Below are 26609 nucleotides of genomic sequence, written 5' to 3' on the forward strand. Positions count from 1 at the left end.
TCGCGCTCCTACGATTGATCACGGTGCTCTATGGGATTGTTTCAACGAGTGACACATGATCTGAAGGCCGGATTAGCGAGATTACGCTATGGAGCCGTGCATGCGGCGCACCGGGCGCTTGAGGAAACGGAGCTGCTCCAGCTCAGGCTTGAATGCCGCAAGTTGGAGAGCCGAATCAGTGATCTGTATGGGGACATCGGGGAACGCGCCCTGGATCTGCATGAACGTGGTGAACCGATGGAACGGATTCTGACGGATCCCGACGTGATGCGCGGTATCGAGCAGGCCCTGGCGCTAAGAACTGAACGATCAAAGCTGATGACCGACATGGATGATGTGCGGAGCGGTGATGAGAAATAAGAGGGTGCCACGATTCGTTTGTCGTGACCGGCTCAAGGAAAGTGAATGCTCCCCATTAATCTGTCTCATATAGCACAGAGTAAGCCATGATCCTTGCCGGTGTCGATATCGGCACATTGACGTGCCGTTTGCTGATTGCCGCTATTTCGACTGATGGTCAGTTAACCCAATTACGTACGGAGCGGCAGTTATTGCGACTCGGTGAGGGCGTGGACGAACATCGGAGATTGCAGCCTGCGGCCATGGCCAGGGTGATAGAAACTCTCAAGGACTGGCGTCAAATCATCAGCACCTATCCTGTGGATCGAGAAATCGCCGTTGCGACAAGCGCTGTCCGGGATGCCGCCAACCGAAACGAGTTCCTGTCTCTGATGTGGCGGGACACCGGATTTTCGGTGGAGGTCATTTCCGGAGAAGAGGAGGCCCGTCGAACGATGGTCGGCATTCGTTCGGGTCTTCCGCACGGGACCTCGGATGTGCTCGCCCTGGACATCGGAGGAGGCAGCACCGAATTTATCGTCGATCGTCCAGGATGTCCTCCGGTCGTCCGGTCCTTTGATATAGGCGTCGTTCGGCTCGCTGAACGATTCCTGAAACATGATCCGCCGACCTCCATGGAGGTGGAGGGGCTGCGAACCATGGTCCGAGTCAGTACCGCTGAGATGGAACCGCTTCTTCGGCATGTGCCGCGAATGACATGCGTCGGTACTGCCGGGACCATCACGACCTTGGCGGCGATGGCCCAACGCCTAGATAGGTTTGAACATCTCCGAATCCACAATTATCGATTGATGCTCGACGACATTGTGCAACTCGAGGCAGAACTTTTGTCTAGAACGCAGGCGGAACGGCGAGGGATGCCGGGATTGGAATTAGGGCGCGAAGAGGTGATCGTCTCCGGCGTCATTATTCTCAGTACCGTAATGGACAGCCTCGGAAGGTTTGAATGCCTGGTCAGCAATCTCGGTCTGCGGGAGGGACTTCTCCTTCACGCTGCCGCATGTAACGGCTGGATGCCACCCTCTAAGGCCGGATCATGAAAGATGATTAGGAAACCTTCTTGACAAGTCGCATTGCCCCTTTCTACACTTCGGCAACTTTGTCAGTTAGGATTGCAGAACCTCTGCGTACTATATTGGATAGTGGCGAAACGCAGCGTCTTTTCGTCCCACATCTCACAGACTTGACCGGTCACGGAGCCGATTATGTACAGCCTGGCCGACTTTTCTCTTCAGGACATGACGGCATGTTCGATAAGGCTTCGCAGACTCGGCACGGGTGTGAGGGGCATGGAGGACGTCGCCGATCGGGTCGTGCGATATCTGTATGAACACCTGATTGACGACAAGACGCGGAAGCCGGCCTGCGCACTGGTGCGCTGTTTCAGAACACAGACGTACAGTGACCTGTCCCTTGATCGCCAAGCCAGTGTCCAAAAGATCCTCAAGTCTGAACCGGCATTGCCCGAGACGAAGTGTTTGACCCTTGCCGGGACGGCTGGGGAGCGTCTCGAATGGAATCACATCGCCCACTCACAACTCTACAAAGCCATCCCGTTGGTCAGCGCTGAATTTCTTACACAGTTTCCGATGTTCTCTCAGTTGTTCATCCAGCTTGGCGTGGACCTGGACACGACGGTACGCATCGGTTCGAACCTGTTGCGTGATGCGGATGAACATACCTTCAACGTATTTCATGTGCCGCATGCACTAGGCAGTCCATTCGTGCCGGCTCAGCAGGACTTTGTCATTCCGTTCGGCATTAAATCTGTCCTAGGGTTCGGCGGCCTGTTACCTACGGGCAATCTGTTTGCAGTGATCCTGTTCTCAAAGGTATTTCTGTCCGGTGAAACGGCGGATCTTTTCAAGCCTCTGGGGCTGAGCACAAAATTGGCGCTGTTGCCGTTCGACGGCACCCCGGTTATTCAGGAAGGCGGTCCGAAAGGAAACGGCGATGCTCTACCCGAATGTTATGTTGCACAGGTCGCCGCGTTGGATCAGTTGCTGACGGTCCATGAAGAAGTGGTGATCACGTATGCCGCACAGCGGAAACGTGCGGAGGAGGCGCTGCAAGACAGCGAAGCGAGACTGACCGCCGTGGTGCATTCCACGAAAGATGTCGCCCTGTTTATCGATCATTGCGGCGTCATCAAATCATGGAACCGTTCCGCGGAGGTGCTGTTCGGATATTCCGCCCAAGAAGGCCATGGCAAACCGTGCACGATGCTTCTTACCAAAGGAAGTGAAGACGCGTTTGAGCGCGCCTTGCGAGTGGCTGCTACGGACCCCATGGAGGGTACGACCGGGACTACCTTTGAATCGGTCGGCCGGAAAAAGGACGGCAGCACCTTTCCGTTGGAGTTGAGCTTGGCCGCCTGGAAGACCAAGAGGAATCGGATTATCTTGGCGACCATTCGCGATATCGCAGAGCGTAAACGTGCGGAAGCCGCATTGGAGAAATCCGAAGCACGTCTTCGAAATGTGATTGACCATGCGCCTGATGCTATTTTCACCCTGTCTCATGATGGGTTAATCACTTCGCTGAATCCTGCATTCGAGACGATGACGCAGTGGTCCCGCAACGATCTAGTCGGAAAGCCTTTTGACATCCTCGTCCATCCGGGTGATCTGCCGATCGTACGCGATGCGATTGACTGTGTCTTGCACAACGCACGTCCGTTCACCTGCATGTTGCATATCCGTCCACGGCATGGGGAAGTCCGGGTGGGAGAGCTTGTGACGACGCCGCTCGTTGAAGAAGGGCAGATCGTCGGGCTCCTCGGCATGGCACGAGACGTTACGGAACGGAAAGTCATTGAAGAGGCACTCCGACAGAGCGAAGAACAGTTGCGGTCGGTGATGCAATCGACGCAGGATGCCATTGTCTCGTTGGATCATCGCGGCGTGGTTGTATTCTGGAATTATGGAGCCGAGCAGATGTTCGGCTATGCGATGGAGGATATGCTCAATCAACCGCTCACTAGCATCATTCCAGAACGATTGCGCGAGCGCCACGTACGAGGCATTCGAGAGGCGAGTGATGCCGTTCGTCTGATCCGACACCGGTTTGAATCGGTCGGCTTAAGGAAAGATGGGACCGAATTTCCAATAGAATTCAGTTTGGCGACGTGGCAAACATCGTCCGGATTCTTCTTTACCGGCATCATTCGAGATATTACACAACGGAAGCGGGCGGAAGAAGCGATCGGCGCTCTGGTTCAAGGTACCGCCTCGGTGACGGGCGAAGAGTTTTTCCCTGTCTTTGTTCGCCATCTGGCGGCTGCAGTGGAAGTCTCCTATGCGTTCGTGACAGAAATTGTTCCTGGAACTACGACGAAGTTAAGGATGTTGGCCAGCTGGGAGAAAACCACGTGGGGGAAGACCTTCGAATATGAAACCGCCAATACGCCCTGTGGAATCGTGCTTCGCGATGGGAAGGCGTATTATGCCAGGCACGTTCAGCACGCCTTTCCGGACGACCAGCATTTAATCGACCTAGCGGTTACCAGCTATTTAGGAATCGCGATGCTGAGCAGTTCCGGCGACATCATCGGGCATGTCTGCGTCATGGATGTCGGTCCATTGAAGAATGAACAACAAGCGGTTGACATCATGAATGTGTTTGCCGCGCGCGCCGCTGCTGAGCTTGAGCGCCTCCATGCCACAGCGGCTCTGCGCCAAAGCGAAGCGAGACAGGGACTCATCTTAAACTCCCTTCCCATTGCATTCTATACCGCGAATGTGCCGGGCGACTTTGTCACAACATGGGTAAGTGATAATCTCGAGCGTCTGACCGGTTTTGCATCGTTCAAATTCCTCGAAGACCGTAGATTCTGGCTCACACGGGTTCATCCCGAGGATCGGGAACGAGTTCTGCACGATCTCACGCGAGCACGTGACGCCGACACGGTGTCCACCGAGTATCGATGGCAGACCGCGGACGGATCTTATCGATGGTATTTGGACAATGCCGTCTATACGCGGGATATTTACGATAATCCCAAGGAACTGATCGGGGCCTGGATCGATATTACTCGCCGGAAACAGGCCGAGGAGGCGCTGCGGGAAAGTGAAAACCGGTTCAAAGCGTTTATGGATCATAATCCGGCGCTTATCTTTATCAAAGACGGGGAAGGTCGTCATGTCTACGTGAATCGCGAGTTCGAGCGTGTGTTGCAGGTAGGGAGGGAAGGCTGGCTCGGGAAAACGGATGCTGAGCTGTGGCCCCTTGAGGTGGCCGAACAGTTCCAAACGAATGACCAGGAGGTGCTCGGATCCAATGCCACCCTAGATGTCATTGTGGCTACGGTGAGCCGATCCGGGGAACGTCAGTATTGGCGTGTGATTACGTTTCCAATGAAAGACGTGGGCGGCAACCATTCTCTTGGTGGGATCGCGGTCGATGTGACGGGGCGTAAACTCGCCGAGGAAGGTCATAGACAGGCTGAGGAACGGTATCGAAGCATTTTTGAAAATGCGGTGGAAGGCATTTTCCAAACGACTCGGGAGGGTCGCTACCTCACGGTCAATCCTGCCCTCGCGCGGATTTATGGATATGCATCTCCGGAAGAGATGATGACCAGTGTGACGGACATAGGCCGCCAGGTCTATGTCGACTCCTTTCGACGTGCGGAATTTGTTCGATTGGTGGATAAGCACGGAGCCATCACGGGATTCGAATCACAGATGATGCGCAAGGATGGTAGCGTGATTTGGACATCGGAAAGCATGCACGCGATGCGCGATGCCGACGGTCGCTTCGTTGGATACGAAGGCACGGTGGAAAACATTACCGCCCGCAAGCAGGCCGAGGAGGCGTTGCGGGAAAGCCAGGAGCGGCTGACGCTTTGCATTCAAGGTTCACAGGCCGGCATCTGGGACTGGAATATTGGCACGCAGAAGGTATATTTTTCGCCGCGATGGAAACAGATGCTCGGATATCATGATCACGAGATTGAAAATCGTTTCGAGGAGTGGGAGATTCGTCTTCACCCTGATGATCATGAACGGGCTTTGAACACGCTCCACAGTTATTGTATTAATGGACAGGACTCACATTACCAATTGGAACATCGACTGCGGCATAAGGACGGATCGTACCGCTGGATGCTAGGGCATGGGGTATGTCTCCGAGATAAGGACGGCAATCCATACCGCTTGGCAGGTTCGAACATCGATATCACCAATTTGAAAAAGACCGAAGAGCAGTTGCAGTCGGCGCTCACTCGCCTACGGACACTATCTGGTCGTTTGGAGGTTGTTCGCGAAGAAGAACGCGGACGCATCGCCCGTGAATTGCACGATGAATTCGGCGTGGGATTGACCTGCCTGAAAATCGATCTTTCCCGGCTCAAAGCCTTGATCGGCAATACTGTAGGGATGGAAAAGCGACCGCCTATCGAAGACAAAATCCGTTCAATGGAGGAATTTATCGATACAACTATCGGAGGAGTACAGCGGATTGTAAGTGAATTGCGGCCCGCGATTCTCGATGACCTCGGATTGGTAGCGGCGATTGAATGGCAGGCACAGGATTTCCAGCGTCGAACCGGTATTGCCTGTACGGTACACGTGAATGAGGAACCTCTTGACATCGATTCGGAACGTGCCACGGTCGTGTTTCGAATTTGCCAAGAGGCCCTTACGAATGTCGCCCGCCATGCCAACGCAACAATTGTAAGGATTCGGTTGGAGGCACAAAACGGATCGGCGATTTTCGAGGTCACCGACAATGGGCAGGGCATTGCGGAAGAGAAGATTGACGATCCGCACGCATTCGGACTTCTTGGGATGCGGGAACGCGCAGAGCGATTCGGAGGATTCGTCACCATCGCCAGGGGTCCGGAAGGCGGAACCGTTGTGACGCTTCATGTTCGGTGTTCTCAGCCGTCCCGTGTTGTGGAGGGTTCATGATGCATATCCTTATTGTCGATGATCATCCGTCCTTCCGTCGTGGAGTGAAAGAGATTCTGACGGAGGAGTTGGATTCGGCGAAGATCGGTGAGGCAGGGGACGCGCAAGAAATGTTGGATCTGGTTCGGCGTAAGAAGTGGGACTTGGTGATTATGGACATTAGTATGCCGGGCCAGACCGGGCCGGAAGGACTTAAGGCGCTGAAGGAAGCGCATCCCTCCCTTCCCGTCCTGGTCTTGAGCATGCATCCAGAAGATCAATATGCCATCAGGATGTTTAAAGCCGGCGCCGACGGGTATCTCACGAAAGCCAGCGCGCCGTGTGAACTGGTCAGTGCGATTAAGAAAGTCATGGCCGGAGGGCAGTATGTCAGCCCCGCGCTTGGTGAAAAGCTCGCGGTCACGGTGAAAAGCGGCCTTGAACAGGCACTCCACGAACGCCTCTCGGATCGCGAGTACCAGGTCCTGTGCATGATCGCTTCCGGCAAGACAGTCAGTGAAATCGCCGAAACGATCCATCTCAGCATCACTACGATCAGCACCTATCGCGCTCGCATTCTGGAAAAGATGAGCATGAAAAACAATGCGGAACTGACACGCTATGCCATGCAGGAAGGATTAGTGTGACCGCCGATTATCCGCCCATCCCCTTCGCCTCCCTGGACCGTTTGTAGAAGAGTCCAGGACGATCTCACCACGGAACATACGACAATAAATTCAGACCCCGGTTGATAGCCTCCCAAGGCATGCTCCGGTACAACTCCGCAGGTGTCGTTGTGTCCGGTCTTCAACCTAGGATGAATGCTAAAAGCATGCCGTGGAGGATCCATGAATGGGTTGCCTCTGAGCTGTGATCGTTGTCAGGGACTGATGTGCCCGGTGCTCCTTCATGATCGAGACAGCGGGATAGGGCAGGACAATTGTCGGGCCTTGCGCTGTCTGGTGTGCGGAGAAATCATCGATGAGCTGATCCTGCGCAACCGTCTCAAGGCGCTCGTGCATAGGCGGCTGCCTACAAGAAGCCGAGCGCGGCACTCTTCGATTCTCAGGATATGACGAGCGATTAGTTTTAGTTAAGGGAGATGCGATGCCTCACGATGTTGTAACGGCTAGAAAGCGCGTGATCATTATCAGTTATGGGGCGAAATTCGGCTTGGATTTGGCAGATTGGCTGGCCTCGGACGGATACGAAGTGGCCATTGCCCGGCAAGCCGATGAGGCAGTCGAGCAACTATCCACCATACAACCCGACCGTATCGTCTTGGATCGTCATCTCCCGATTGCGGATGGATTGGAGGCGCTCCGGCTTATCAAATTGCAATGCCCTCAGGTTCCGGTTTTCACCATCACGGAGACGACGAGCCGCGTACACTCTTGCCTTAAGGCGGGCCCGGGAGATTCATCATTTTTTCTCACGCCGCTTCAGGGGTCCGTGATGGGCACGCTGCTCGATGCCCACGTTCGACGGTAGCCTAGGGCCCTCTTGTCCAGGCTATCGCGACGTCTATGCAAAGACGGCTCTTCAAAAAACATGAGAAAGGCACAATTAAGGTCTTTCAGTCGATGAGAGACAGCGACCAAATAGGGACGGAAGATGTGTCGACCGGAACGGAAACAATTCTCTTGGTGGACGATGAGGAGCCCGTTCAGTACCTGGTCCGGGAGATCCTTGAGCGACGTGGCTATCGGGTGTTGATTGCGCCTGACGGTCCATCGGCCTTCACAGTCAGCAGCAATTTCCAGGGCGATATTCATTTACTGTTGACGGATGTCATGTTGCGTGGAATGAGTGGGCTGGAAGTGGCTAAGTGTCTGGGCGCAGCGCGTCCATTGATGAAGGTCTTGTATATGTCAGGCCATCCGGAAACAGTGGTATCCGAACCAGCTCGTATGTTCCGCGGCCGCGATTTCTTAGGGAAACCCTTCCTGGCCTTGACGCTTACACGAAAGATCAGAGAAGTACTCGATGGTATAAACTGATAAAGTACTTATTTTGTAGTGCCTTATCGATGTAAGGCAATGTATCGCTTTAATAGCTGCTATCATCATCAACCTGAGTCGCAAGTCTCCTCAATCATTTTTGAATCTTCCACGACGATCCACTGCTCTAACGGCATAGCCAGAGAGCGTGGCGTGAATTCCTGAAGCTTAGAACGTTCATTCACTTTCAAGGAGGCTTCTATGTTAGATAAGCGAGGGGTGATCTTTGCCGTAAGCATCGGCCTGATGACCGTCGGTTCTGCATATGCTGAAGAGAAGAACGCGTCTCCTGCCGATGGATTCAACATTCATGTCATGGCGCCTCACAAGTTCGAGGACGGTACGGTCCACGGCCCATACCACCATTACTGCAAGGGCATCTCTGCGGAAGTCCTGCAATGCCTCCTGTTTGAATCAACCGATCCGAACGCCGTTCTTACGGACATCGAATACTTTGTCGCCAAGCCGATTGCACGGGAACTGCCGCTGAACGTCTGGAATCAGTTCTATCATGACCATGAAGTCGAGATTGCGACGGGTCGTGTCCAAGTGCTGGATTTACCTGAAGATAAGGCAAAAGAAGTCGCTGCGGCCGCGGCGCAAACGGACGGGATCATTTTTCATTTGTGGCCGAAAGGAAAGCCGGCGCCGACGGGTGAAGTGGGACATCCGCAATCGGTCGGACACAAGCCTCGGAACGAGTAGGCCGGGCGATGCGATGAGGATGCCGACACGGGGCCTGCAGCGCACTGTGCACGAGTAACATGCGCACGATGCAGATTCACCTTGTATGGCTAGCGGTTGTGTGTGGAACGCATAGCTCAGTGTCGGCCACTGACCCGGAGATTCTCCGCCCACGCGTACCGTCGGAGCAGCTGGCCGCGATGCGTGAGGTCACGAATCCACTCCCGGCTACAACGGTACACGTTGGGAAAGGGAAAGCCATTTTTTATGGGAAGGGATTCTGTGCGGCTTGCCATGGCCGGGACGGCAAAGGATTGGGAAAAGGCCTTGATCTCAAGGGCCCGCTGCCTCGTGATTTTACCGATCCTGAGTGGCAGGCCGCCAGAGCCGACGGGGAACTTTTCTGGATCTTGAAGAACGGCAGCCAAGGGACGGCGATGGCGCCGTTCATTCCGCTGGTGCTCACAGAAGAGGAAGCCTGGCAGGTGCTACTGTACGTCCGATCGCTTGCCGGCCAGTAGAATGCTCAACAATCACACACGTTTCTTGTCGGCTTGCCGACACGCTTGATTACGTCCCCCCGCTGAGGCCTTGCGTTGAGCATCTTCCGGATTTGTCGTATACGTGACATGAACGGTTAGCTCTTGATTGTTCTCTTTCTCTTGCGATGGCGAAGTATCGGGGTATTCGGGCTGGACCCATTGCCCTGGTCCCATCAGCACTCTTTGAGGGGCTCTACGTATGCGAACAAAGCAATAGTGATCATGGGATTCGCGGATGCAGCGGTGCTTCGTGACCTCACTGACACGATGACGTGATTGGGCTTGAATATCGAAGACGGAGGCAACAATGGCGACGTTCATCATTTCTGGAAGTCGGGGTACGGATGATTCGACCATGGCGACGCTTCCCTTCATGGCCGCGAAGACGGCAAAAGAGCAAGGTCATGACGTCATCCTATGGTTGTGGAATGAGGCTGTGACACTGAGCCGAAAGGGAACCGCTGACTATGTGACCGGTGTGAATCTCACGCCGCTGAAAGAGCTCGTGGCGGCGGTACAGGCGGCTGGGATCCCGGTTTGGGTGTGCGGCGCCTGCGCTGTCGCTCGGCAGATCGCTGCCGGGGATCTTATTGCCGGAGCGACGATTAAAGGCATGCCGGATTACATCCAGGCGCTCGCCGAGCGTGACCGAAGCGTCGTCTTCTAAGCGTGCTGCCGTGTAAGGCCACCGCTTTGGTGTCTGCATGTGGGACCGAGGGTGAGGTCACTCAGCTTGCTGAATGCCCTTCCTCATGTCCTCAGCCTAAGAATGCTTTTCGCAGCCGGATCAGGAAGTCGTCGACTGCAGCGAGGTCAGGCTCATGATTGCAGTCGGCAAGTCGGCGTGTGGCCTGGTCTGTCCAGTGTTCGGCCAGATCGATTACCTCACCGGTTCGAAACGCGCCGTCCTTCAACTTGGCAACAACGGCGCCGATTGGCGTGTCGACAATGCGCAATGTAAATGTGCCGGTCTCGAGCAGTTCGCAGAGGTGATAGAGGACACGAATATAAGTGGCCGCATATTTTGCGGGCCTCCCATCCTTCTTTTGCAAAAACTTGGTCCGCTGATTCAGGCCATAGCCGATGAAGGCATCATAGGCTTGCTGTGGACTCCAGATCGCCGGAAACAGCTTCTGCAATTCAGCGCCCCACCGATCAATAGCGATCGTTGGTGCGACCAACGTTTCAAGCACAAGCGGATGGCATTGAACGGCCAATGACAGGAATGGCCCGACTTCCCATGCTGTCTCATCTTCGCCAGACTTCGCCCAATGAGTTCCGGGCGGCTTAAAGCGAAGACGAAACATCTCCGTAGTGGGACGCACATAGACACGGCGAATATCTCTATCGCTTCCCAGTCCGGCGAGGCCGTGGGCATGTGATCCAACCAGGACTTTTAAGACGGTGTGGCCTGTGCTGAGAAGCGTATCCGTCATAGTTGCCGAGCGACTAACGGGGCCGATTAGGTTCACCAGTGTGATATGACGTCGCTACAGAGTCAACGCCGACCTTACTGTGATCCGCTGAGGCGATACCGAAACCATGTGTCGTCCGGCTGTAAACGGACTGGAATCGCCAGTCTGCTGCAGTTTCAATATACCTTCTCTAGATTGCGAGTAAGACGACAGGATGCCGAAGCTGTAAGAGCAATGGGATGATTGCGCAGCGGCGCCAAATATAAGAAATCTCCTCTTGACACTCGTTATTGGCGTATTACCTATCCCATAGGTGAAGGGAACCGAGCAAGGAGGTGTCGTATGAATCTCATGCGTTGGGATCCTGTCAGGGAATTAGAAGACATGTCGGAGCGGTTAAATCGAATGTTTGCCCGTCCAATGGCTCGTCGTGAGAATAGCAAGGAAACTTTAACGGTGGCAGATTGGATACCCACCGTGGATATCGAGGAGGGGGATCAGGAATATCACATCACCGCTGAACTGCCCGGCCTCAGAAAAGAGGACGTCAAGATTACTCTTCAGGACGGCGTGCTCACGCTGCAGGGAGAACGCAAGCAAGAGAGAGAAGAAGAAGGCAGGCGATTTCATCGGGTGGAACGTTCGTATGGCGCTTTCGTGCGAAGCTTCGCACTGCCCGATGTAGTGGATGAAGCGAAGGTTTCAGCTGAATTTAAGGATGGCGTTCTGCACATCCGACTGCCTAAATCCGAGAAAGCGAGGCCGAAGGCCATTGAAGTCAAAGTCGGATGAGGATGGCAGAAGGACAGCTGTTCAGGCTTCTAACTGTAATCGGAGCCCGCTCCTTGAGCGGGCTCCGATTTCATTGTGAAGGCGTCTTCGACCATAGCCCGACTCCTTCAGTATCTGACAAATCAAACTCCTTGATGAGTATTTCCAATCCCATGCTTCAGCTTCGATGTGCCCCTCTCAAATATTTGTCTGTAGCTCTTCAATGATTCCGCAAGGTGCGCTTACGGCTGCAGACCATGGTCATTGGATGCCGACCGGTTCCCAAGCACATCCATTCACTCTTGATCATGCCCCACCCTTACATGGGAGCAGCGTCCGGGATTGAAGTGAATCGCGTTGAGGGACTAAAGGACACATGTCGTATCGTTTAGCTTAGATGTTCCGGCAACGGTTATGCGCAGCCGATCCGTTTCCCCCATCGAATCATTCCTTCCTGATCGCCTACAAACAGTAGTCGGCAGGGTTGCGAGCGGGTGAGTGGCAGGAGTCCGTATTCATCCGCTTGGCCCGGCATCCGATCGATCGTCATGTCCCACATCATTTCCGTCTGTCCATCGGTAAGCTCTAGTGCATGGAGATTCGGCGGTCCAAGTTCGTAGTAGAGAGCCTCTTTTGACTTACGAATCCAGCGTGCGATGACGTCATCCCACGAGTCGTAAATACCCGATACGCCCGGCTGGGACGTGGAAGCACAGGATACCAACGGGGAGCATTGAGAGGACAAGTACGTGATGCCGCACTACAGAGAAGATTCGATACAGCAGCATGTTACTTGTGTTCGGGTAGCCCACGGACGACCAATAAGAGCACGCTGAGAAATCCGTCGTACGGGACGTATGCCCTCGACCTAGACGTTAGAAAGGATATCGATGACTATAAGCACGTCGCGACGATGACTCCGTGAACGGAGCCGCTACTGATGTCGTCCCGGTTCTTGGTCTGCGCAGCCATGCTATCAGCCGCGACCATGTCGGGAACGTGTTCTCTATCGCCGGCCCAATCCGAATGATCCGGATGAGCGTCAAGAGGACGAGCCGGCAAATCTTCCACGTATTGCTGGAATCATGCACTCTCAATCCCCTCGTGAGAGCGTCATCGCAGCCTGCCGTCGATAATCCGAAAATACCTAGACTGCATGGCGTGTGCGACCTCAAGGATGCTGTAATCCTCTCTGTCCGCGTCCGCTATCGATACCCCTTCATCTTCTCACGGCTTTCGGAGAGCAGGTCTTCCATCTCTTTCATCTGTTTCTGTCTCGTGTTCTGCAGCACCTGATCCATGTCATACGGGTGGGGTTCGGTTTTGATCTGTGGGGCAGTGGCGACCGGAGGCTTCATCGCAGGGGTTGACGTGGCTGCCGGGGTTTGAGGAGGAGCGGTCACAGCGGCTTGGCGTTCCGCCGATCTTGGAGTGGGAGCCGCGTCGGCATAGGCGATGTCGACCCCGTGTTGTTTCAACCATTCCCGGGCGACATTGGACTCGACCGCAAAGTTAACACTCATGATCGGTGTGCCGTCTTTTGCGACACGCGCCATGGCCGTGTTGATGCCGATCATCTGTCCGTGACGATCGAGTAACGGGCCGCCTGAATTGCCGCGGTTGAGTCCGGTATCGGTTTGAAAGACATGTTTGCCGGCCGTGCCATTGAAGTCTTCGAATTGAGCACTGATCAAACCGGCGGTCAGCGTCCACATGCCTCCCTGCTCGGGATGGCCGATGGCGAGCACGCGATCGCCGATGCGGACGGCGCCGGGATCTCCAAAGCTGATGGCAGGGAGCACGGGTGCGTGTTCGACCTGCAGCAAGGCCAAATCCAACGACTCGTTGCTGACGAGCACCCGAGCAGCGAAGCGTCGGGCCAAATCTGTTTTGGCGTTGCCGGTGACACGTTCCGGCTTTAAGAAAATCGAGATCTGTGAGTAGGGGCGATGATCCGTTGGATCGACAACCACATGGGCATTCGTCAGAATCAAACCGTCGGCACGGATGATCGAGCCGGTTCCGCCCACGCCGGTGCCGTGATCGGGCGTGGCGACGACGAAGACCACGGTGGGGGCAAGACGCTCGTAAATCTGTTGAGGCGTGGGATCAGCGGGTTGAGCTAGGCTAGTGGTCGGGACGGGAAAGAAGAAAGCAAGAAGGGTGACGACGACAAGCAGTGGCATAGGAACTCCCCGGTTTCCGCAAGTCTACCGACGAAGGATCGTAGTCGTCTACTGCCTAGCCAAAGCGTAGTGCGCTTGTGGGCAGGGATTCAGCCCTCAAGGCGCGACGGGATGCCCGAACAAGGTCGTCGCTGTCACATGTGTGACGGTAATCGGAACAAGCGCTCCCGGCTGGAGGGCCGCCGTGCCCTTGTCCCAGACGACGGTAATGCCGCCATCTGTTTTTCCCATCCACTGCGATGAGGATTTCTTGGCATCGCCTTCGACGAGGACGGGAAAGGTCTGACCGACTGCGTCGAGATTGTGTTGCAGGGAGATGGCCTTGAGGCGGTCAACGAGCCGGTTCAGCCGGTCGGTCTTGCTCTCTTCCGGTACATCGTCCGGGTACTTGCGTCCGGCAATGGTATTCTTGCGTTGCGAATACTTGAAGACGTACCCCATATGATAGCCGACCTCGTCCACCACGCGAACGGTGTCCATGAATTCGTCTTCAGTCTCCGTACAAAAGCCGCAGATGATATCGGTGGTCAGTACGATATCGGAGCGACGACGGCGGATGTCCTCCACCAGCGCAAGATACTCGTTCCGTGTGTACGTTCGATCCATCAGAGCCAAGATTCGGTCGTTACCGGACTGGAGCGGCAGATGGATATGCTTGCAGATCTTCGGATGGTCGGCGACCGCATCCAACAGAGCAGGCGGAAAGTCTTTGGGGTGCGGCGACGTGAACCGAACCCGTTCGATGCCCGGGACATCAGCCACCGCAGTGATCAGGCGCGCGAAATCCCAATTGTCAGCGCGATAGGAATTGACGTTCTGTCCCAGCAGGGTGATCTGTTTGTAGCCGTGAGCTGCAAGATGTTCGGCTTCGCGAATGATTCCCTGCGGATTGCGCGATCGCTCGCGTCCTCGCGTGTACGGGACGACGCAAAAGGTACAAAAGTTGTCGCAGCCGCGCATGACGGCGATCCATCCATTCAGGCCATCCAGCCGTTCGGGAAGAATATCGTCATAGGTTTCATATTCGGACAGATCGACCGAGACCCCTTTTCGGGTGAGGCCTCGTTCCTGCGATTCGATGGCTTGTGTGATCAGAGCGGGAAGGCGGCGATACCCGTCCGGGCCGACCAACACGTCCACGATGGATTTCGCCTCGATGAGGTCCTGCTTGAGATTCTGCGCCATGCATCCGAGCACACCGACGACAAGATTGCGCTGTCGTTTCAGCGGGTGGAGACGCGCCAGGTGTCCGTAGACTTTCGTGTGGGCGTTTTCGCGAATGGCACAGGTATTGAGTAGGACGACGTCCGCAGTTTCCTTATCGTCTGTAAAAGCAAACCCGGAGGTTTTCAGCAGCGATCGCACGAGCTCGGTATCATATTCATTCATCTGGCAGCCGAACGTTTCAATATGCACGCGGTAGGCACGGCCGTTGCCGGGAGCCAGAGCGTTCGGAATCGGGGACACGCTGGATGGCGGAACTACCTGATGGCACGAAGAGGACGGCGTGTCGATTACGACCAGTTCGGAAGACTTCATGCCACGCATTCTCCCACAGCCAGTTCATCCATGGCGCCGGTAATCGTGACTGTGCGGATGTCGTTTCGCAAATCACCCGGGCTGGCCACACCGACCCGCAAATAGTTGTGAGTAAGACCTGTCCAAAGCCCTTTGTCCTGTCCTTCAAAGAGCACGTCGAGGCTCCGTCCAGTATAGCCTTGGGCAAATGCCAAGCGTTTGGATCGAGACAGGACCGATAGGCTACGGCATCGAGCCCTGATGGTTGAGGGAGGGGGCACCGGCTTCATGCGGGTGGCCGCGGTGCCCGGGCGCTTGGAAAATCCGAACACGTGAAAGTAGGCGAAGGGAAGGTCTCGCGCCATCGCAACGGTGTTTGCAAACTCGGGCTCGCCTTCGCCCGGAAAGCCAACCAGAAGATCGGTGCCGAGGCCAAGATCTGAAACGCGTACCACGGCACGCTGGATCAAATCACTATAGTCCTTGATGCTGTATTGGCGATTCATGGCTTGTAGAATCCCGTCGTTCCCGCTCTGTAGCGGAATATGCAGATAGCGGCAGAGCTTGCGGGATGTCGCCATGTAGTCAAGCAGCTCGTCGGTAACCGTGGTCGGTTCAATAGAGGAAATGCGGATGCGATCGACTCCGGCAATGGTCTCCAGCCGTGTAATCAAATCCACCAACGATCGGCCATGATCGTTGTAGCGTCCGATATTCACACCGGTCAGCACGAGTTCACGGTGGCCTCGTGCCGCCAGGGCGTCCGCCTCTCTGATCACATCGTCGAATTGCCGGCTCCGTTCGTGTCCGCGCGCGAAGGGAATAATGCAGAAGGAGCACATGAAATTGCAGCCGTCCTGAATCTTGAGGTTAGCGCGGACGGACGTATAGTCACCGACGCCGGACATGACAAAGTCCTCACGGTCGATCGTGCGTGTATGCAGGAGTTCGGGAGCGGGCTGTTTGCACAACGTGTCGCGCGCCGGAAGATAGTCTGGAAGATTCATCTTGTATTGTCCGCCTACGATAAGATCGATGCCCGGGATTTGACGCAACGCGTGCGCTCCCGTCTGCGCATAGCAGCCAGTGACCGCCACGAAGGCGTGAGGGGAGAGCCGGAGCGTTCGGCGGATTTCGTAGCGACAGACGCGCTCCGCTTCATCGGTCACCGAGCAGGTGTTCAAGACGAACAAATCGGTCGGCTCACCGTGTGCCACGACGTCATAGCCCTGCGCCTTCAGCCGATCGGCAAGGACCGCCGTTTCCGCTTGGTTCAAGCGACAGCCGATCGTATGTAGTGATACGCGCATGGCCGGCATTATAGGAGACGCTTTGCGATCATCGCAAGGGAAGGCGGCGGTCTTCGACGCGTGCGTCCCACGCCGGCCGATTGACAGGATTTTCGGAGCCCTATATGATCCGTTTTACATGCCCACCATGTTTTGAGGTGTCGAATGCGACGAAGAGCCTGCTTTTTGCTCCTAGCCGTTTCCCTCATCGCGGCCTTTTCTTCCGACCTCGGTTTCGCGCGGGAATCGCTTCCGGTGGAGCCCGATGAGAACTCTCGACTGGATGAGCAATATGACCATGAATCCCGAATGCTCTATATGCTGTATTCGCTGAAAGGGAACGGCGAAGTGGACTATGTCACCGCACGGTCGGTGCAAGACTATTCCCGCAGCGCGTACGGGAATCCCGTCTACTACACCGAACGCTTTCCTATCCTCTACTACTGGAACCACACGATGTGGAACGATCCGGAGATGGACGGCGTGAATGGCAACGAACGGGTGTATCAGGAGAACATCGATTTCGATGCGACGCGCTTCAAACCGTGCACATTCAACGGCCAGCGTTGTTGAGCACACACAACGAAGCACGCTTTTCCTTCACTCATCTTTCCTTTTCTCCTTATCCTCCAACTATCCTGCGGCGAACAGCGGTGTTTCTTCACCATAAGGGAGCCGTAGGCTTTAATGGCACTGTCTGAATCATTGGCTCGCTTCAGGAATCGCCGGATCGCCGTGATGTTGCCGTTAGGATTTGCATCTGGGCTTCCGCTCGCCCTCACCGCCGGCACCTTGCAAGCGTGGCTGACAGTCGTGAACGTCGACCTTCGCACCATTGGCCTCTTCACGCTTGTCGGGATGCCCTATACGTTGAAATTTCTCTGGGCACCGATCATGGATCGCTTTGTTCCACCATGGCTGGGGCGTCGCCGCGGGTGGATGATTGTCACGCAACTCGCCCTTGTGGCAGCCATTGCGGCGATGGCTCTCGTTGACCCGACGCAGACGCCGCTGCTCTTAGCGGGTCTCGTGTTGCTGATCGCCATGACATCCGCCTCCCAAGATATCGTCTTCGACGCGTATCGCACGGATGTGCTGAAGCCGCCTGAGCGCGGCTTTGGCGCCGCCGTGTCCGTCACCGGTTATCGGATCGCCATGTTGGTCTCCGGAGCCGGCGCCCTTATCCTGTCGACCTATCTCGGTTGGTCGGAGACCTATGTGCTGATCGCCGCGCTCATGCTCATCGGCGTAGGTGCCACACTCCTCAGCCCCGAGCCGGCGTCCCCCGCCAACATCCCGCGCACGTTTGCTGAAGCCGTCTGGCAGCCGATCCAGGAATTCTTCTCCCGTTCATCCGCGTTGATTCTCCTGTCGCTCATCGTGCTCTACAAATTAGGCGATGCGTTTGCCGGGTCGTTGACCACGGCCTTTCTGATTCGCGGAATGGGCTTCGAGGCGGCTGAGGTCGGAGTAGTGAATAAAGGGTTGGGGATGGTGGCAACCATTGTCGGTGCATTAGCCGGTGGGGCATGGATGGCGCGCATGGGCCTCTTCCGATCGTTGCTGATCTTCGGTTCCCTGCAAGCCGTGTCGAACCTGTCGTTCATGCTGCTGGCGTGGGCCGGGAAGAGCTATCCGATCATGGTAACCGCGGTAGCATTCGAAAATTTGGCGGGAGGGATGGGCACCGCGGCCTTCGTGGCCCTCATGATGTCGTTGTGCGATCACCGCTATACGGCGACCCAATATGCCTTGTTATCGGCGATGGCGGCGTTGGGTCGCGTGTTCGTCGGGCCACCGTCAGGCTATGTCGTCGAAGCGGTCGGCTGGGTCTCGTTTTTCTTCATCACGTTTCTCGCGGCGCTACCCGGCCTCTGGTTGTTGTGGCGGCTCCGAGAGTATTTTACCACCGGCCGATCCCAGGCACTGAAAGACGAATCGCCGCTCCAAACCGAACCGGCATAGCGAATGTCCAAAAATCCTTTTACAGCATAAGGTTCCCGTTGTTTTTAGATCGACGAAGAGATGACTGCAACAAGATGCAGGATGTTCAACATGGCCATCTATTCCGATCCGCGCTCTCAGGCGCTCCAACACGGCCTCCTTCCCAAGCAAGGCAGCAGGCGAAGCAAGCGCCGGAGGCGTACCCTACCTCACCCGCCACGCCAAGCGCGACAAGATGCGCTTATCTTCCCGGGGGGTATGTGGAGGACGCTTGCGAGACGGGAACAAAGCCTGGGAAAGGGCGCGCCTGGGGTGGGGTGGGTGTAATGTGGGTTTTTCAACATCCTGTTTTACCGTTTGATTCGCCGTTGCATCGCTAACACGAACAGCATCAATGCCGGCAGAGGCGCGAAGAGAAACGGCACGGCCCATATGGCGAGATTCTTCCCGCGGACACGTGCCTGGTCGAACATCCAGACGCCAACCCAGATGATCAGACCGATGTAGTTTAAGATGATCCACCGTGTGGTGTGCATCTTCAAGCTGCTCGGGTCGCTGGGGGGAATCTCGAAGATAAACAGGACGAGCAGAATGGTAAATGCGCTCAATAACCCAATAACCAGTCGCTTGCTCCAAACGTACATGGCACCTCCTTTACGAGTAATCGATGGACTGCATGGGGCGGAACATAGGCGAGCGGTTACGTCATTGTCAACGCGCGCAGCGAGAGCTGTCAGCATTCAGCTATCAGCCGTCAGCTTCGAATTCCGAGAGAGCGGTAGAGTTAACTACTGCAAGAAGCTATCAATCGTTAACTTTCAGCACTCAGTGTCTGCGCAGACGTGATTACCGAAAAGAAGTGGTGGTTATTTTCTTGCCATGCTGCTTCGGCCCCGAGGGGTCCGGGAGAGCTGAAAGGTGAGAGCTGAATGCTAACAGCTTTAGGAACACAACTAATCATTGGGTCAACAGAGTGACCATGAGTAATCGTGCATTAATCGTCCTGGTCGGCTTGTTGGGCGTGTGCGTCGCCTTGGCGGCGACGAATCCCACCTCGAGCCAGTACGGTCGCTTCCTGGAAACGCAATTGACCCAGGCTCTGGCGCGCATGAACCCTGATGAAGGCACTTCACAGCAAAGGATCATGCGTGATATTCTGGCAACCCAAGGTAAGAAAGTAATCGAATCGTTAATTCGTTCGAATACCGCCCGCCGTGATTACGGACTGTTCAGCGTGTTCACCACGCGAGTCAAGCAAGTCGAAGTGGTCGTGATCGGGGTCGGTACTCAGTTCATTCCGCTCGAAAGCCAGGAAGACCTGATAAAAAAATTAGGCCGATTGATGCTCTAGACGAAAAAGCGACGCAAAAACCTCTCTCCCGTCCTACAATTTCTGTTGATAACTCCCATTGAAATTGCCCCGCCTCCGCTCCCTGAGCGCTGATTTGTTTATCCACAGGCTTTCCCCTGGATTCACCGGTAGACCACAATATTTAGCGTTGACAAAATATCCGAATAGCTATATCTAGTCGTTCACCTGAAATTGAAGCCCAAACCGCCTACCCATTCAATGACCGATTTTGCACGCCACCAACAGGAGGGATTGACGTGAGGATTGAACGCCGGTTCACGCGGAAAGGTCACAGTCCCTACGAAGGCATTACGTTCGTCAAGCGTTCTTCTGAAATCAAGAATCCTGACGGTTCGACAGTCTTCAAATTAGACAATATCGACGTTCCGGAACAGTGGTCGCAACTGGCGATCGACATCCTGGCGCAAAAGTATTTCCGCAAGGCCGGCATCCCGCAAGTTGATGCCAATGGGGCGCCTTTGATCGGGAGCAATGGAAAACCGGTGCTTGGGGGAGAGCGCGATGCCCGCCAAGTCTTCCACCGGTTGGCCGGATGCTGGATGCACTGGGGAAAGAGCCATTCCTATTTCAACACGGACGAGGATGCGCAGGCGTACTACGACGAAATGTGTCACATGCTGGCCCGGCAGATGGCCGCGCCCAATTCACCACAGTGGTTCAACACCGGACTGCATTTTGCGTACGGCCTGTCCGGTCCGGCGCAAGGCCATTATTACGTCGATCCCATGAGCCGCGAGATGGTCAAGGCCACCAACGCGTTCGAGCACCCGCAACCTCATGCATGTTTTATCCAATCCGTCGACGATGATCTCGTGAATGACGGTGGGATCATGGATCTCTGGACCCGCGAAGCGCGTTTGTTCAAGTATGGCTCGGGAACCGGGACCAACTTTTCCAGGTTGCGCGGCGATGCAGAGCCCCTCTCCGGTGGAGGCCGGTCCTCCGGGCTCATGTCGTTTCTGCGGATCGGCGATCGCGCGGCCGGTGCGATCAAGTCGGGGGGCACGACACGGCGCGCGGCGAAAATGGTCTGCCTCGATCTGGATCACCCGGATATCGAAGAGTTCATCGACTGGAAGGTCATCGAGGAGCAGAAGGTGGCCGCGATGGTCACGGGCTCGAAGATTTGTGCACAACGGCTCAATGCGGTGCTGAAGGCCTGCCATGTGCCGGATGGCAATGGGGGCATGAAGGCCGACACCGACCTGCGCACCAATCCAGAATTGAGAAAAGCCATCAGGGAGGCACGCCAGAGTTCAGTGCCGGAACCCTACATCCAACGGATGTTCTCGTACGCCAAAGAAGGGTTCACGCATTTTGATTTTCACGAATACGACACGAACTGGGACGGCAAGGCCTATCAGACGGTCTCCGGTCAGAATTCGAATAACAGCGTGCGCATGCCCAATAGTTTTTTCGACGTGCTCGACAAAGATGGCGACTGGCCGTTGACGCGCCGTGTCGACGGGAAAATCGTCAAGACAGTCAAGGCGCGCGAACTTTGGGACAAGATTGCCTGGGCAGCTTGGATTTGCGCCGATCCCGGCACGCAGTACGATACGACGATCAATGAGTGGCACACCTGCCCCGAGGATGGGCGTATCAATGCGTCAAATCCATGCGTCACCGGCGACACCCTGGTTGCCACTGCCAATGGCTGGCAACGGATCGACGAATTAGTCGGCAAGACTGCGGAGGTAATCGGATCGGATGGGCAACCACACACGGTTACGAACATCTTCCCGACGGGCCGAAAGCCCATCATGCTCCTGAGCACGCAATCCGGGTATCAGGTCCGGATTACCGGAGACCATCGTGTCTTGACGGCCGGACGAGGCGACATTGCAGTCAAGAATCTCACGTCTCTGGATCGAGTGTTTCTACAGGGCCCTGGCTTCGGCGATCAAACGTTGCCGGCGGAATCTGCTTTCGGCGTCGGAGTGGCGATCAGCGATCTCTGTTTTACCCGGTCGATCCAGCGTGAGAACCATGAAGAACTCATGATTCTCGTCATGCCGATCAAGGACGCCGATCTGCTCGCCTGTGTCGCCGCCGGCGTGAATGTCCACCAATCGGTCCTCGTGGCCGCCGGAGGCGCCGGTTCAATTGGTACGAGGGACACTGCGGTCGTGACCCGGGGAATGACGACCGCCCGTCTGGAAGTCGAGGCGCGATGCGCCATCGATCTGTTTCACCAGTTGACAGTGCTGGAGGAAGGTCTTGAACGGAAGCGATTTGCCCCGGCGGTCTATGAGCTCGACCGACCGGCGCTTGCCGCGCTCTTGCGCGGCCTCTTCACGGCCGATGGCACCGTTCAGGATGGCGCGGAAATCGTCCTCAGTTCGTGCTCGAAGGATCTGCTGCACCAAGTCCAACTGCTCTTGTTGTCGTTTGGGATCAAGTCGACGCTCGAGCACAATCACAAGAACGGCCTCGCAGCCATTCTCTCCGGCGAGGCCGATCCGCGGGATTACCGGATCGACGATGTCAGTGTCCTGAAAATCAGCGGGGCGTCCCGGAGACTATTCGAACGCGAGATTGGATTCGATCCGGACAGTGCCAAGGCGGCGGCGTTGGCTCATCTCAATGGGCAGATGACGGACGATCATGAAGAATTGACGGACGCGGTCGCTTCCATCGAACCGGCCGGCGAAGAAGACGTGTTCGATTTGACCGAGCAGGCAACACATCACTTCGTGGCCTCGGGGCTTGTCGTGCATAACTGTTCCGAGTATATGTTCCTTGACGATACTGCGTGCAATTTGGCCTCATTGAATCTCAACCAGTTCTACACATCTGACGGCACGTTCAATCTCGATGACTTCCGGCACGCCGTGCGCCTTTGGACGATCACCTTGGAAATCAGCGTCCTCATGGCGTCTTTCCCGAGCCGTGCGATTGCCGAGAAGAGTTTTGTGTACCGCACGCTCGGCCTCGGCTACGCCAACATGGGGACGATATTGATGCGGCTTGGGATTCCGTATGATTCCCCCAGAGGGCTGGCAATCTGCGGGGCGATTACGGCAATCATGACCGGAGAATCCTACGCCACTTCGGCTGAAATGGCGGCGGAACTCGGCCCCTTCGAAGGGTTTGCGCGGAATCGCGAGGCGATGTTGCGCGTCATCAAGAATCATCGGCGGGCGGCTTATCATGTACCAGGAGAAGAATATGAATCACTCACGATCAAACCGAAGGGCATTCAGGCGGATCAATGTCCACCGGATTTGCTGCTCGCGGCACGTCGCGCGTGGGACCGCGCGTTGGAACTCGGGACGGCGTACGGTTACCGGAATGCGCAGACGACGGTCATTGCCCCGACCGGGACAATCGGGCTGGTAATGGATTGCGATACCACCGGAATCGAGCCGGACTTCGCACTCGTGAAGTTCAAAAAGCTGGCCGGTGGCGGTTATTTCAAGATTATCAATCAAAGCTTGCCGCCGGCGCTCAAGACGCTGGGGTACACCGATCCGCAGATTCAGGAGATCGTCACCTACTGTTCGGGTCGAGGCACGCTCAAGGGCGCCCCCTATGTCAATCACACCTCGCTGGAATCAAAAGGATTCGACGGGGCCGCGTTGGATCGGCTGGAGGGCGGATTAGCGCAGGCCTTTGAAATTCAATTTGCCTTCAACAAGTGGTCGCTCGGGGAAGAATTCTGCCGGGAGAAGCTCGGCTTCACCGACGCGCAGATGAATGAACCAAATTTCAACATGCTCAAAGCCCTTGGCTATACCCAGGAAGAAATCGTTGCGGCCAACGATTACTGCTGCGGTACGATGACCGTAGAAGGCGCACCGCATCTCAAGGCGGAGCACTTGCCGGTATTCGACTGTGCCAACCGCTGCGGGCGGACCGGACAGCGGTACATTGCGGTCGATGCACACATTCGCATGATGGCGGCTGCGCAGCCGTTCATCAGCGGAGCCATCAGCAAGACGATCAATATGCCGGCCGATGCGACCATCGAGGACGTGAAAGCGGCGTATCTCCTCTCGTGGCGATGCATGGTCAAGGCGGTCGCACTCTATCGCGACGGTTCGAAACTCAGTCAGCCGCTCAATGCATCCTCGGACTCCGGCGAATTGTCCGATGTGAAGGAGAATCCGGATGTCATGCGGGCGGCCGAGAAGATTACCGAGCGCGTGATGGTGCGGTATCTTGCCAAGCGCCGGCGTATGCCGGATCGGCGAGGGGGTTACACGCAAAAGGCCATCATCGGCGGACACAAGCTGTATCTTCGAACGGGAGATTACGCCGACGGGACGCTGGGCGAAATCTTCCTCGACATGCACAAAGAAGGCGCGGCCTTCCGAAGTTTGATGAACTGTTTTGCGATCGCGATTTCGCTGGGCCTGCAGCACGGCGTGCCGCTGGAAGAATTTGTCGAGGCGTTTGTCTTCACACGGTTCGAGCCGAACGGCCCGGTGAAGTTGAACGACCGCATCAAAATGTCGACATCGATCATCGATTACATCTTCCGCGAACTCGCCATCACCTATTTGGGTCGCCATGATTTGGCGCAGGTGCAGCAGGAAGATCTGCGGATGGATTCGGTCAAGAAAGACGATCAGGACCCCGAATGCGACGACAGTGAACCCGCCGATCCTCAGACGCTGGCGACTCAGGCCATTAACACGGATGTCTTTCCGGCTCGCCGCAGCAACGGAAACGGAAACGGTAACGGACATGGGAATGGCAACGGCAGTGTGCACAAGGTCGAACTAAAACGCGAGACGGTGACCTATACGGCGACGGCGGTTCAGACGGCCCGACTGAAGGGCTATGAAGGCGATCCGTGTGTCGAATGCAAGCAGTTCACGCTTGTTCGTAACGGCACCTGTTTAAAATGCGAGACATGCGGCTCCACGAGCGGCTGTTCGTAGTGTGAAGGGGCAATTCATCCGTTCCCTGGAACAATAGTCGTTCCCTCAAGGGGCAATGGTTGTTCTCTAATGGGGCAACCGTTTTTGAAATGGTGAATTTTGTGCGAGAAGGACCGGCGAGTTCAACCGGTCGAGGCAACACTCGCCTGTAATCTATCCGCCGGGGGGTTCATAGCCCAATATCTTTCTGGGCCGCTGATTCAACGTCCTTGCAATCCTATTGAGCTCGGTTTGCGAATGGGCAGAGAGGTCCGTGCCACCCGGGTAAAAGAAGTCTCTTGGTATTTTTCGTTGGTGCCGCGTTGCCAGGGGCTTTTGGGATCGCAGAAATAGACCTGGGCGTCCGTCGCCAGGGTGAAGATCTTGTGGTCGGCGAGTTCCATGCCTCGATCCCAGGTCAACGATTGACGGAGCCGTTGAGGCAGCCTTCTGACTTGCGTGCTGAGGCCGTCACCACGCTCTTGGTGTCTTTGCCGTTGACTTTCACGCGCATCGTAAACCTGGAATGCCGCTCGACCAGCGTCGCGATGTGGGTATTGCCGCGTCCGGCCAGGAGGTCGCCCTCCCAATGCCCGGGAACGGCTCGGTCCTCGACCTCCGGGGACCGATTGGCAATCGGGACCCCATTGATAATTTGGCCGCGCCGCAGGCCGCGGATATTGCTGTGTCTCGACTGATGCAACACGCGCTGGGTCCGTAAGTGCTTCTGGAGCTCTTTTTTCAGCCCCCCGCGTCTGAATGAAGAGGGTTCGATAGATCGTCTCGTGAGACACGTGCAGGCTCTCATTGTCCAGATACGTCCGCTTGAGCCAGCCGGCGATCTGTTCCGGAGACCAGTCCAACGCTAGCTTGCTGGCCACTAGACACCGGAGCCGGCCATGGAGCGCGAGGCGACAGGGTTTTGGACGCCGGGCCCGGTCCCAGGCGGTCTCATCCGCCCGGTTCTCCCGATACCGCTGCCGATCGGTGTTTCGCGAGACCTCTCGACTGATTGTTGAAGCCGCACGATGAAGCTCCCGGGCAATCTGACGTAGAGAAATGCCGGCCGCGAGGCCCCGCGAGATCTCCTCGCGCTCGGCCAGCGTGAGCGCCCGGACGGCGCGGTGACGAACTGGCGGCGTTACCCCGCCGTGGAGACGCAATAGCCCGAAAATCGACGCGGGAAATTTGCCGACCGCACGACCAATGTCGCTCAGCGAACCCCCATTTCGCCAGCGACGCCAAATTTCGTCTTTCTGAGCATCCGTCATGCCGGGTCGTCCAACTCGTGCCATCTCACATTCCTCCAAATCTTGGATTAAACCATGTGGTGTTGCACTGACCAGTTGAATCTGCCCTCGCTTTCTAACAACTTCGTGACGTGTTGAGTAAGCGTTAACAACTAGCAAAGGAATGGTCCGAATGATACTACCGTCGTAAGAACTTCATTACGCTTGCAGATGATAGCGGGCATGAATGGTCGGCCAGGGAATGCCCGAGGGATAGAATCAAAGGCAACCGTCAGCAGCATGCCCAAGTTATTCGGGGGATGAGGGGCACGTAGAGTGCGTCGTCGGAAGCCCGGCTGACTTCAGGGACCGCCGTCAACGGTTAAGGGGATTGCGAACGTGTCGACAGCGTGCCACTGGAGAAGGAGAAAATCTAGCAGCGTAAACTCCGCAAGGAGTTGCTGTCTGTCAGTCACTATGCTCTGGAGAGAGTATTGCCTGCAGTGAGAAGGATCAGTACTTCCTGGAAGTCTTCGTTCT

Annotated in this window: 21 protein-coding genes and 1 pseudogene; 14 read left to right on the plus strand and 8 right to left on the minus strand. The window is 55.9% G+C overall.

Annotated elements, in window-relative coordinates; translation table 11 throughout:
• The first annotated feature begins 30 nt into the window (after nucleotides 1-30).
• The 8 genes from ACWHYZ_RS09065 (at nucleotide 31) to ACWHYZ_RS09100 (ending at nucleotide 9456) form a co-directional block, all read left to right on the plus strand.
• Nucleotides 31-360: a hypothetical protein gene (locus ACWHYZ_RS09065; protein WP_447986950.1), complete on the plus strand. Its 330-nt coding sequence runs from the start codon at nucleotides 31-33 to the stop codon at nucleotides 358-360.
• Between the two features lie 86 nt (nucleotides 361-446).
• Nucleotides 447-1400, plus strand: coding sequence for a Ppx/GppA phosphatase family protein (locus tag ACWHYZ_RS09070; protein ID WP_447986951.1), 954 nt, complete (start codon nucleotides 447-449; stop codon nucleotides 1398-1400).
• Between the two features lie 165 nt (nucleotides 1401-1565).
• Nucleotides 1566-6272 (plus strand): PAS domain-containing sensor histidine kinase, encoded by a 4707-nt coding sequence (locus tag ACWHYZ_RS09075; protein ID WP_447986952.1) that lies wholly within the window; start codon nucleotides 1566-1568, stop codon nucleotides 6270-6272.
• Complete coding sequence (locus ACWHYZ_RS09080) at nucleotides 6269-6898, plus strand: response regulator (RefSeq protein ID WP_447986953.1); 630 nt, start codon at nucleotides 6269-6271, stop codon at nucleotides 6896-6898. The genes ACWHYZ_RS09075 and ACWHYZ_RS09080 overlap by 4 nt, the downstream gene beginning before the upstream one ends.
• Before the next feature lie 460 nt (nucleotides 6899-7358).
• On the plus strand, nucleotides 7359-7742 hold the full coding sequence (locus tag ACWHYZ_RS09085; protein WP_447986954.1) for a response regulator: 384 nt from the start codon (nucleotides 7359-7361) through the stop codon (nucleotides 7740-7742).
• A 35-nt stretch (nucleotides 7743-7777) separates the two neighbouring features.
• Nucleotides 7778-8251, plus strand: a complete 474-nt coding sequence (locus ACWHYZ_RS09090; RefSeq protein WP_447986955.1) for a response regulator — start codon at nucleotides 7778-7780, stop codon at nucleotides 8249-8251.
• A 201-nt stretch (nucleotides 8252-8452) separates the two neighbouring features.
• Nucleotides 8453-8956 (plus strand): DUF1264 domain-containing protein, encoded by a 504-nt coding sequence (locus tag ACWHYZ_RS09095; protein WP_447986956.1) that lies wholly within the window; start codon nucleotides 8453-8455, stop codon nucleotides 8954-8956.
• 59 nt (nucleotides 8957-9015) lie between these two features.
• Nucleotides 9016-9456, plus strand: a complete 441-nt coding sequence (locus ACWHYZ_RS09100) for a c-type cytochrome (RefSeq protein ID WP_447986957.1) — start codon at nucleotides 9016-9018, stop codon at nucleotides 9454-9456.
• A 12-nt stretch (nucleotides 9457-9468) separates the two neighbouring features.
• Here ACWHYZ_RS09100 and ACWHYZ_RS09105 read toward each other — a convergent pair whose 3' ends face one another.
• Nucleotides 9469-9651, minus strand: coding sequence for a hypothetical protein (locus ACWHYZ_RS09105; RefSeq protein WP_447986958.1), 183 nt, complete (start codon nucleotides 9649-9651; stop codon nucleotides 9469-9471).
• A gap of 133 nt (nucleotides 9652-9784) precedes the next feature.
• Between ACWHYZ_RS09105 and ACWHYZ_RS09110 the strand changes: the two genes are divergently transcribed.
• Complete coding sequence (locus ACWHYZ_RS09110; protein WP_447986959.1) at nucleotides 9785-10144, plus strand: DsrE family protein; 360 nt, start codon at nucleotides 9785-9787, stop codon at nucleotides 10142-10144.
• A 91-nt stretch (nucleotides 10145-10235) separates the two neighbouring features.
• Here the strand turns inward: ACWHYZ_RS09110 and ACWHYZ_RS09115 are convergent, their stop codons facing one another.
• On the minus strand, nucleotides 10236-10913 hold the full coding sequence (locus tag ACWHYZ_RS09115) for a nucleotidyltransferase domain-containing protein (RefSeq protein WP_447986960.1): 678 nt from the start codon (nucleotides 10911-10913) through the stop codon (nucleotides 10236-10238).
• 321 nt (nucleotides 10914-11234) lie between these two features.
• On the opposite strand from ACWHYZ_RS09115, the gene ACWHYZ_RS09120 reads away from it, so the two are divergent.
• Nucleotides 11235-11684 (plus strand): Hsp20/alpha crystallin family protein, encoded by a 450-nt coding sequence (locus ACWHYZ_RS09120; protein WP_447986961.1) that lies wholly within the window; start codon nucleotides 11235-11237, stop codon nucleotides 11682-11684.
• A 391-nt stretch (nucleotides 11685-12075) separates the two neighbouring features.
• Here the strand turns inward: ACWHYZ_RS09120 and ACWHYZ_RS09125 are convergent, their stop codons facing one another.
• The 4 genes from ACWHYZ_RS09125 to mtaB all read right to left on the minus strand — a co-directional run bounded on the left by ACWHYZ_RS09125 (nucleotide 12076) and on the right by mtaB (nucleotide 16677).
• Complete coding sequence (locus tag ACWHYZ_RS09125) at nucleotides 12076-12387, minus strand: hypothetical protein (protein ID WP_447986962.1); 312 nt, start codon at nucleotides 12385-12387, stop codon at nucleotides 12076-12078.
• Between the two features lie 481 nt (nucleotides 12388-12868).
• Entirely contained in the window at nucleotides 12869-13849 is a 981-nt protein-coding gene (locus tag ACWHYZ_RS09130; RefSeq protein WP_447986963.1) for a trypsin-like peptidase domain-containing protein, read from the minus strand.
• A 96-nt stretch (nucleotides 13850-13945) separates the two neighbouring features.
• Nucleotides 13946-15388 (minus strand): tRNA (N6-isopentenyl adenosine(37)-C2)-methylthiotransferase MiaB, encoded by a 1443-nt coding sequence (miaB, locus tag ACWHYZ_RS09135; RefSeq protein ID WP_447986964.1) that lies wholly within the window; start codon nucleotides 15386-15388, stop codon nucleotides 13946-13948.
• Nucleotides 15385-16677, minus strand: coding sequence for a tRNA (N(6)-L-threonylcarbamoyladenosine(37)-C(2))-methylthiotransferase MtaB (gene mtaB, locus ACWHYZ_RS09140; RefSeq protein WP_447986965.1), 1293 nt, complete (start codon nucleotides 16675-16677; stop codon nucleotides 15385-15387). Before mtaB ends, miaB begins: the two co-directional genes overlap by 4 nt.
• 144 nt (nucleotides 16678-16821) lie before the next feature.
• Here mtaB and ACWHYZ_RS09145 point away from each other — a divergent pair, with 144 nt between their 5' ends.
• Together ACWHYZ_RS09145 and ACWHYZ_RS09150 are read left to right on the plus strand one after the other, a co-directional pair.
• Nucleotides 16822-17229: a hypothetical protein gene (locus ACWHYZ_RS09145; protein WP_447986966.1), complete on the plus strand. Its 408-nt coding sequence runs from the start codon at nucleotides 16822-16824 to the stop codon at nucleotides 17227-17229.
• A 114-nt stretch (nucleotides 17230-17343) separates the two neighbouring features.
• A complete protein-coding gene (locus ACWHYZ_RS09150) occupies nucleotides 17344-18621 on the plus strand; it encodes an AmpG family muropeptide MFS transporter (protein ID WP_447986967.1) in 1278 nt (425 codons plus the stop codon).
• A 329-nt stretch (nucleotides 18622-18950) separates the two neighbouring features.
• On the opposite strand, the gene ACWHYZ_RS09155 is transcribed toward ACWHYZ_RS09150, so the two are convergent.
• Nucleotides 18951-19244, minus strand: a complete 294-nt coding sequence (locus tag ACWHYZ_RS09155) for a hypothetical protein (RefSeq protein ID WP_447986968.1) — start codon at nucleotides 19242-19244, stop codon at nucleotides 18951-18953.
• A 335-nt stretch (nucleotides 19245-19579) separates the two neighbouring features.
• Here ACWHYZ_RS09155 and ACWHYZ_RS09160 point away from each other — a divergent pair, with 335 nt between their 5' ends.
• Both ACWHYZ_RS09160 and ACWHYZ_RS09165 read left to right on the plus strand, forming a co-directional pair.
• A complete protein-coding gene (locus ACWHYZ_RS09160) occupies nucleotides 19580-19951 on the plus strand; it encodes a DUF4359 domain-containing protein (RefSeq protein ID WP_447986969.1) in 372 nt (123 codons plus the stop codon).
• Nucleotides 19952-20208: 257 nt separating this feature from the next.
• Complete coding sequence (locus tag ACWHYZ_RS09165; RefSeq protein ID WP_447986970.1) at nucleotides 20209-24861, plus strand: LAGLIDADG family homing endonuclease; 4653 nt, start codon at nucleotides 20209-20211, stop codon at nucleotides 24859-24861.
• A gap of 122 nt (nucleotides 24862-24983) precedes the next feature.
• Here the strand turns inward: ACWHYZ_RS09165 and ACWHYZ_RS09170 are convergent.
• Nucleotides 24984-26135: pseudogene (locus ACWHYZ_RS09170) on the minus strand (IS30 family transposase).
• Nucleotides 26136-26609 lie beyond the last annotated feature (474 nt).

Source organism: Nitrospira sp. Nam74 (assembly GCF_965152615.1).

Coding starts and splice junctions, on each gene's coding strand:
- ACWHYZ_RS09115 (WP_447986960.1), bottom strand. CDS start 10,913: ATGACGGATACGCTTCTCAGCACAGGCCACACCGTCTTAAAAGTCCTG.
- ACWHYZ_RS09095 (WP_447986956.1), top strand. CDS start 8,453: ATGTTAGATAAGCGAGGGGTGATCTTTGCCGTAAGCATCGGCCTGATG.
- ACWHYZ_RS09090 (WP_447986955.1), top strand. CDS start 7,778: ATGCAAAGACGGCTCTTCAAAAAACATGAGAAAGGCACAATTAAGGTC.
- ACWHYZ_RS09120 (WP_447986961.1), top strand. CDS start 11,235: ATGAATCTCATGCGTTGGGATCCTGTCAGGGAATTAGAAGACATGTCG.
- ACWHYZ_RS09130 (WP_447986963.1), bottom strand. CDS start 13,849: ATGCCACTGCTTGTCGTCGTCACCCTTCTTGCTTTCTTCTTTCCCGTC.
- ACWHYZ_RS09100 (WP_447986957.1), top strand. CDS start 9,016: ATGCGCACGATGCAGATTCACCTTGTATGGCTAGCGGTTGTGTGTGGA.
- ACWHYZ_RS09110 (WP_447986959.1), top strand. CDS start 9,785: ATGGCGACGTTCATCATTTCTGGAAGTCGGGGTACGGATGATTCGACC.
- ACWHYZ_RS09065 (WP_447986950.1), top strand. CDS start 31: ATGGGATTGTTTCAACGAGTGACACATGATCTGAAGGCCGGATTAGCG.
- ACWHYZ_RS09085 (WP_447986954.1), top strand. CDS start 7,359: ATGCCTCACGATGTTGTAACGGCTAGAAAGCGCGTGATCATTATCAGT.
- ACWHYZ_RS09145 (WP_447986966.1), top strand. CDS start 16,822: ATGCGACGAAGAGCCTGCTTTTTGCTCCTAGCCGTTTCCCTCATCGCG.
- ACWHYZ_RS09075 (WP_447986952.1), top strand. CDS start 1,566: ATGTACAGCCTGGCCGACTTTTCTCTTCAGGACATGACGGCATGTTCG.
- ACWHYZ_RS09150 (WP_447986967.1), top strand. CDS start 17,344: ATGGCACTGTCTGAATCATTGGCTCGCTTCAGGAATCGCCGGATCGCC.
- mtaB (WP_447986965.1), bottom strand. CDS start 16,677: ATGCGCGTATCACTACATACGATCGGCTGTCGCTTGAACCAAGCGGAA.
- ACWHYZ_RS09155 (WP_447986968.1), bottom strand. CDS start 19,244: ATGTACGTTTGGAGCAAGCGACTGGTTATTGGGTTATTGAGCGCATTT.
- ACWHYZ_RS09080 (WP_447986953.1), top strand. CDS start 6,269: ATGATGCATATCCTTATTGTCGATGATCATCCGTCCTTCCGTCGTGGA.
- ACWHYZ_RS09105 (WP_447986958.1), bottom strand. CDS start 9,651: ATGGGACCAGGGCAATGGGTCCAGCCCGAATACCCCGATACTTCGCCA.
- ACWHYZ_RS09160 (WP_447986969.1), top strand. CDS start 19,580: ATGAGTAATCGTGCATTAATCGTCCTGGTCGGCTTGTTGGGCGTGTGC.
- ACWHYZ_RS09070 (WP_447986951.1), top strand. CDS start 447: ATGATCCTTGCCGGTGTCGATATCGGCACATTGACGTGCCGTTTGCTG.
- miaB (WP_447986964.1), bottom strand. CDS start 15,388: ATGAAGTCTTCCGAACTGGTCGTAATCGACACGCCGTCCTCTTCGTGC.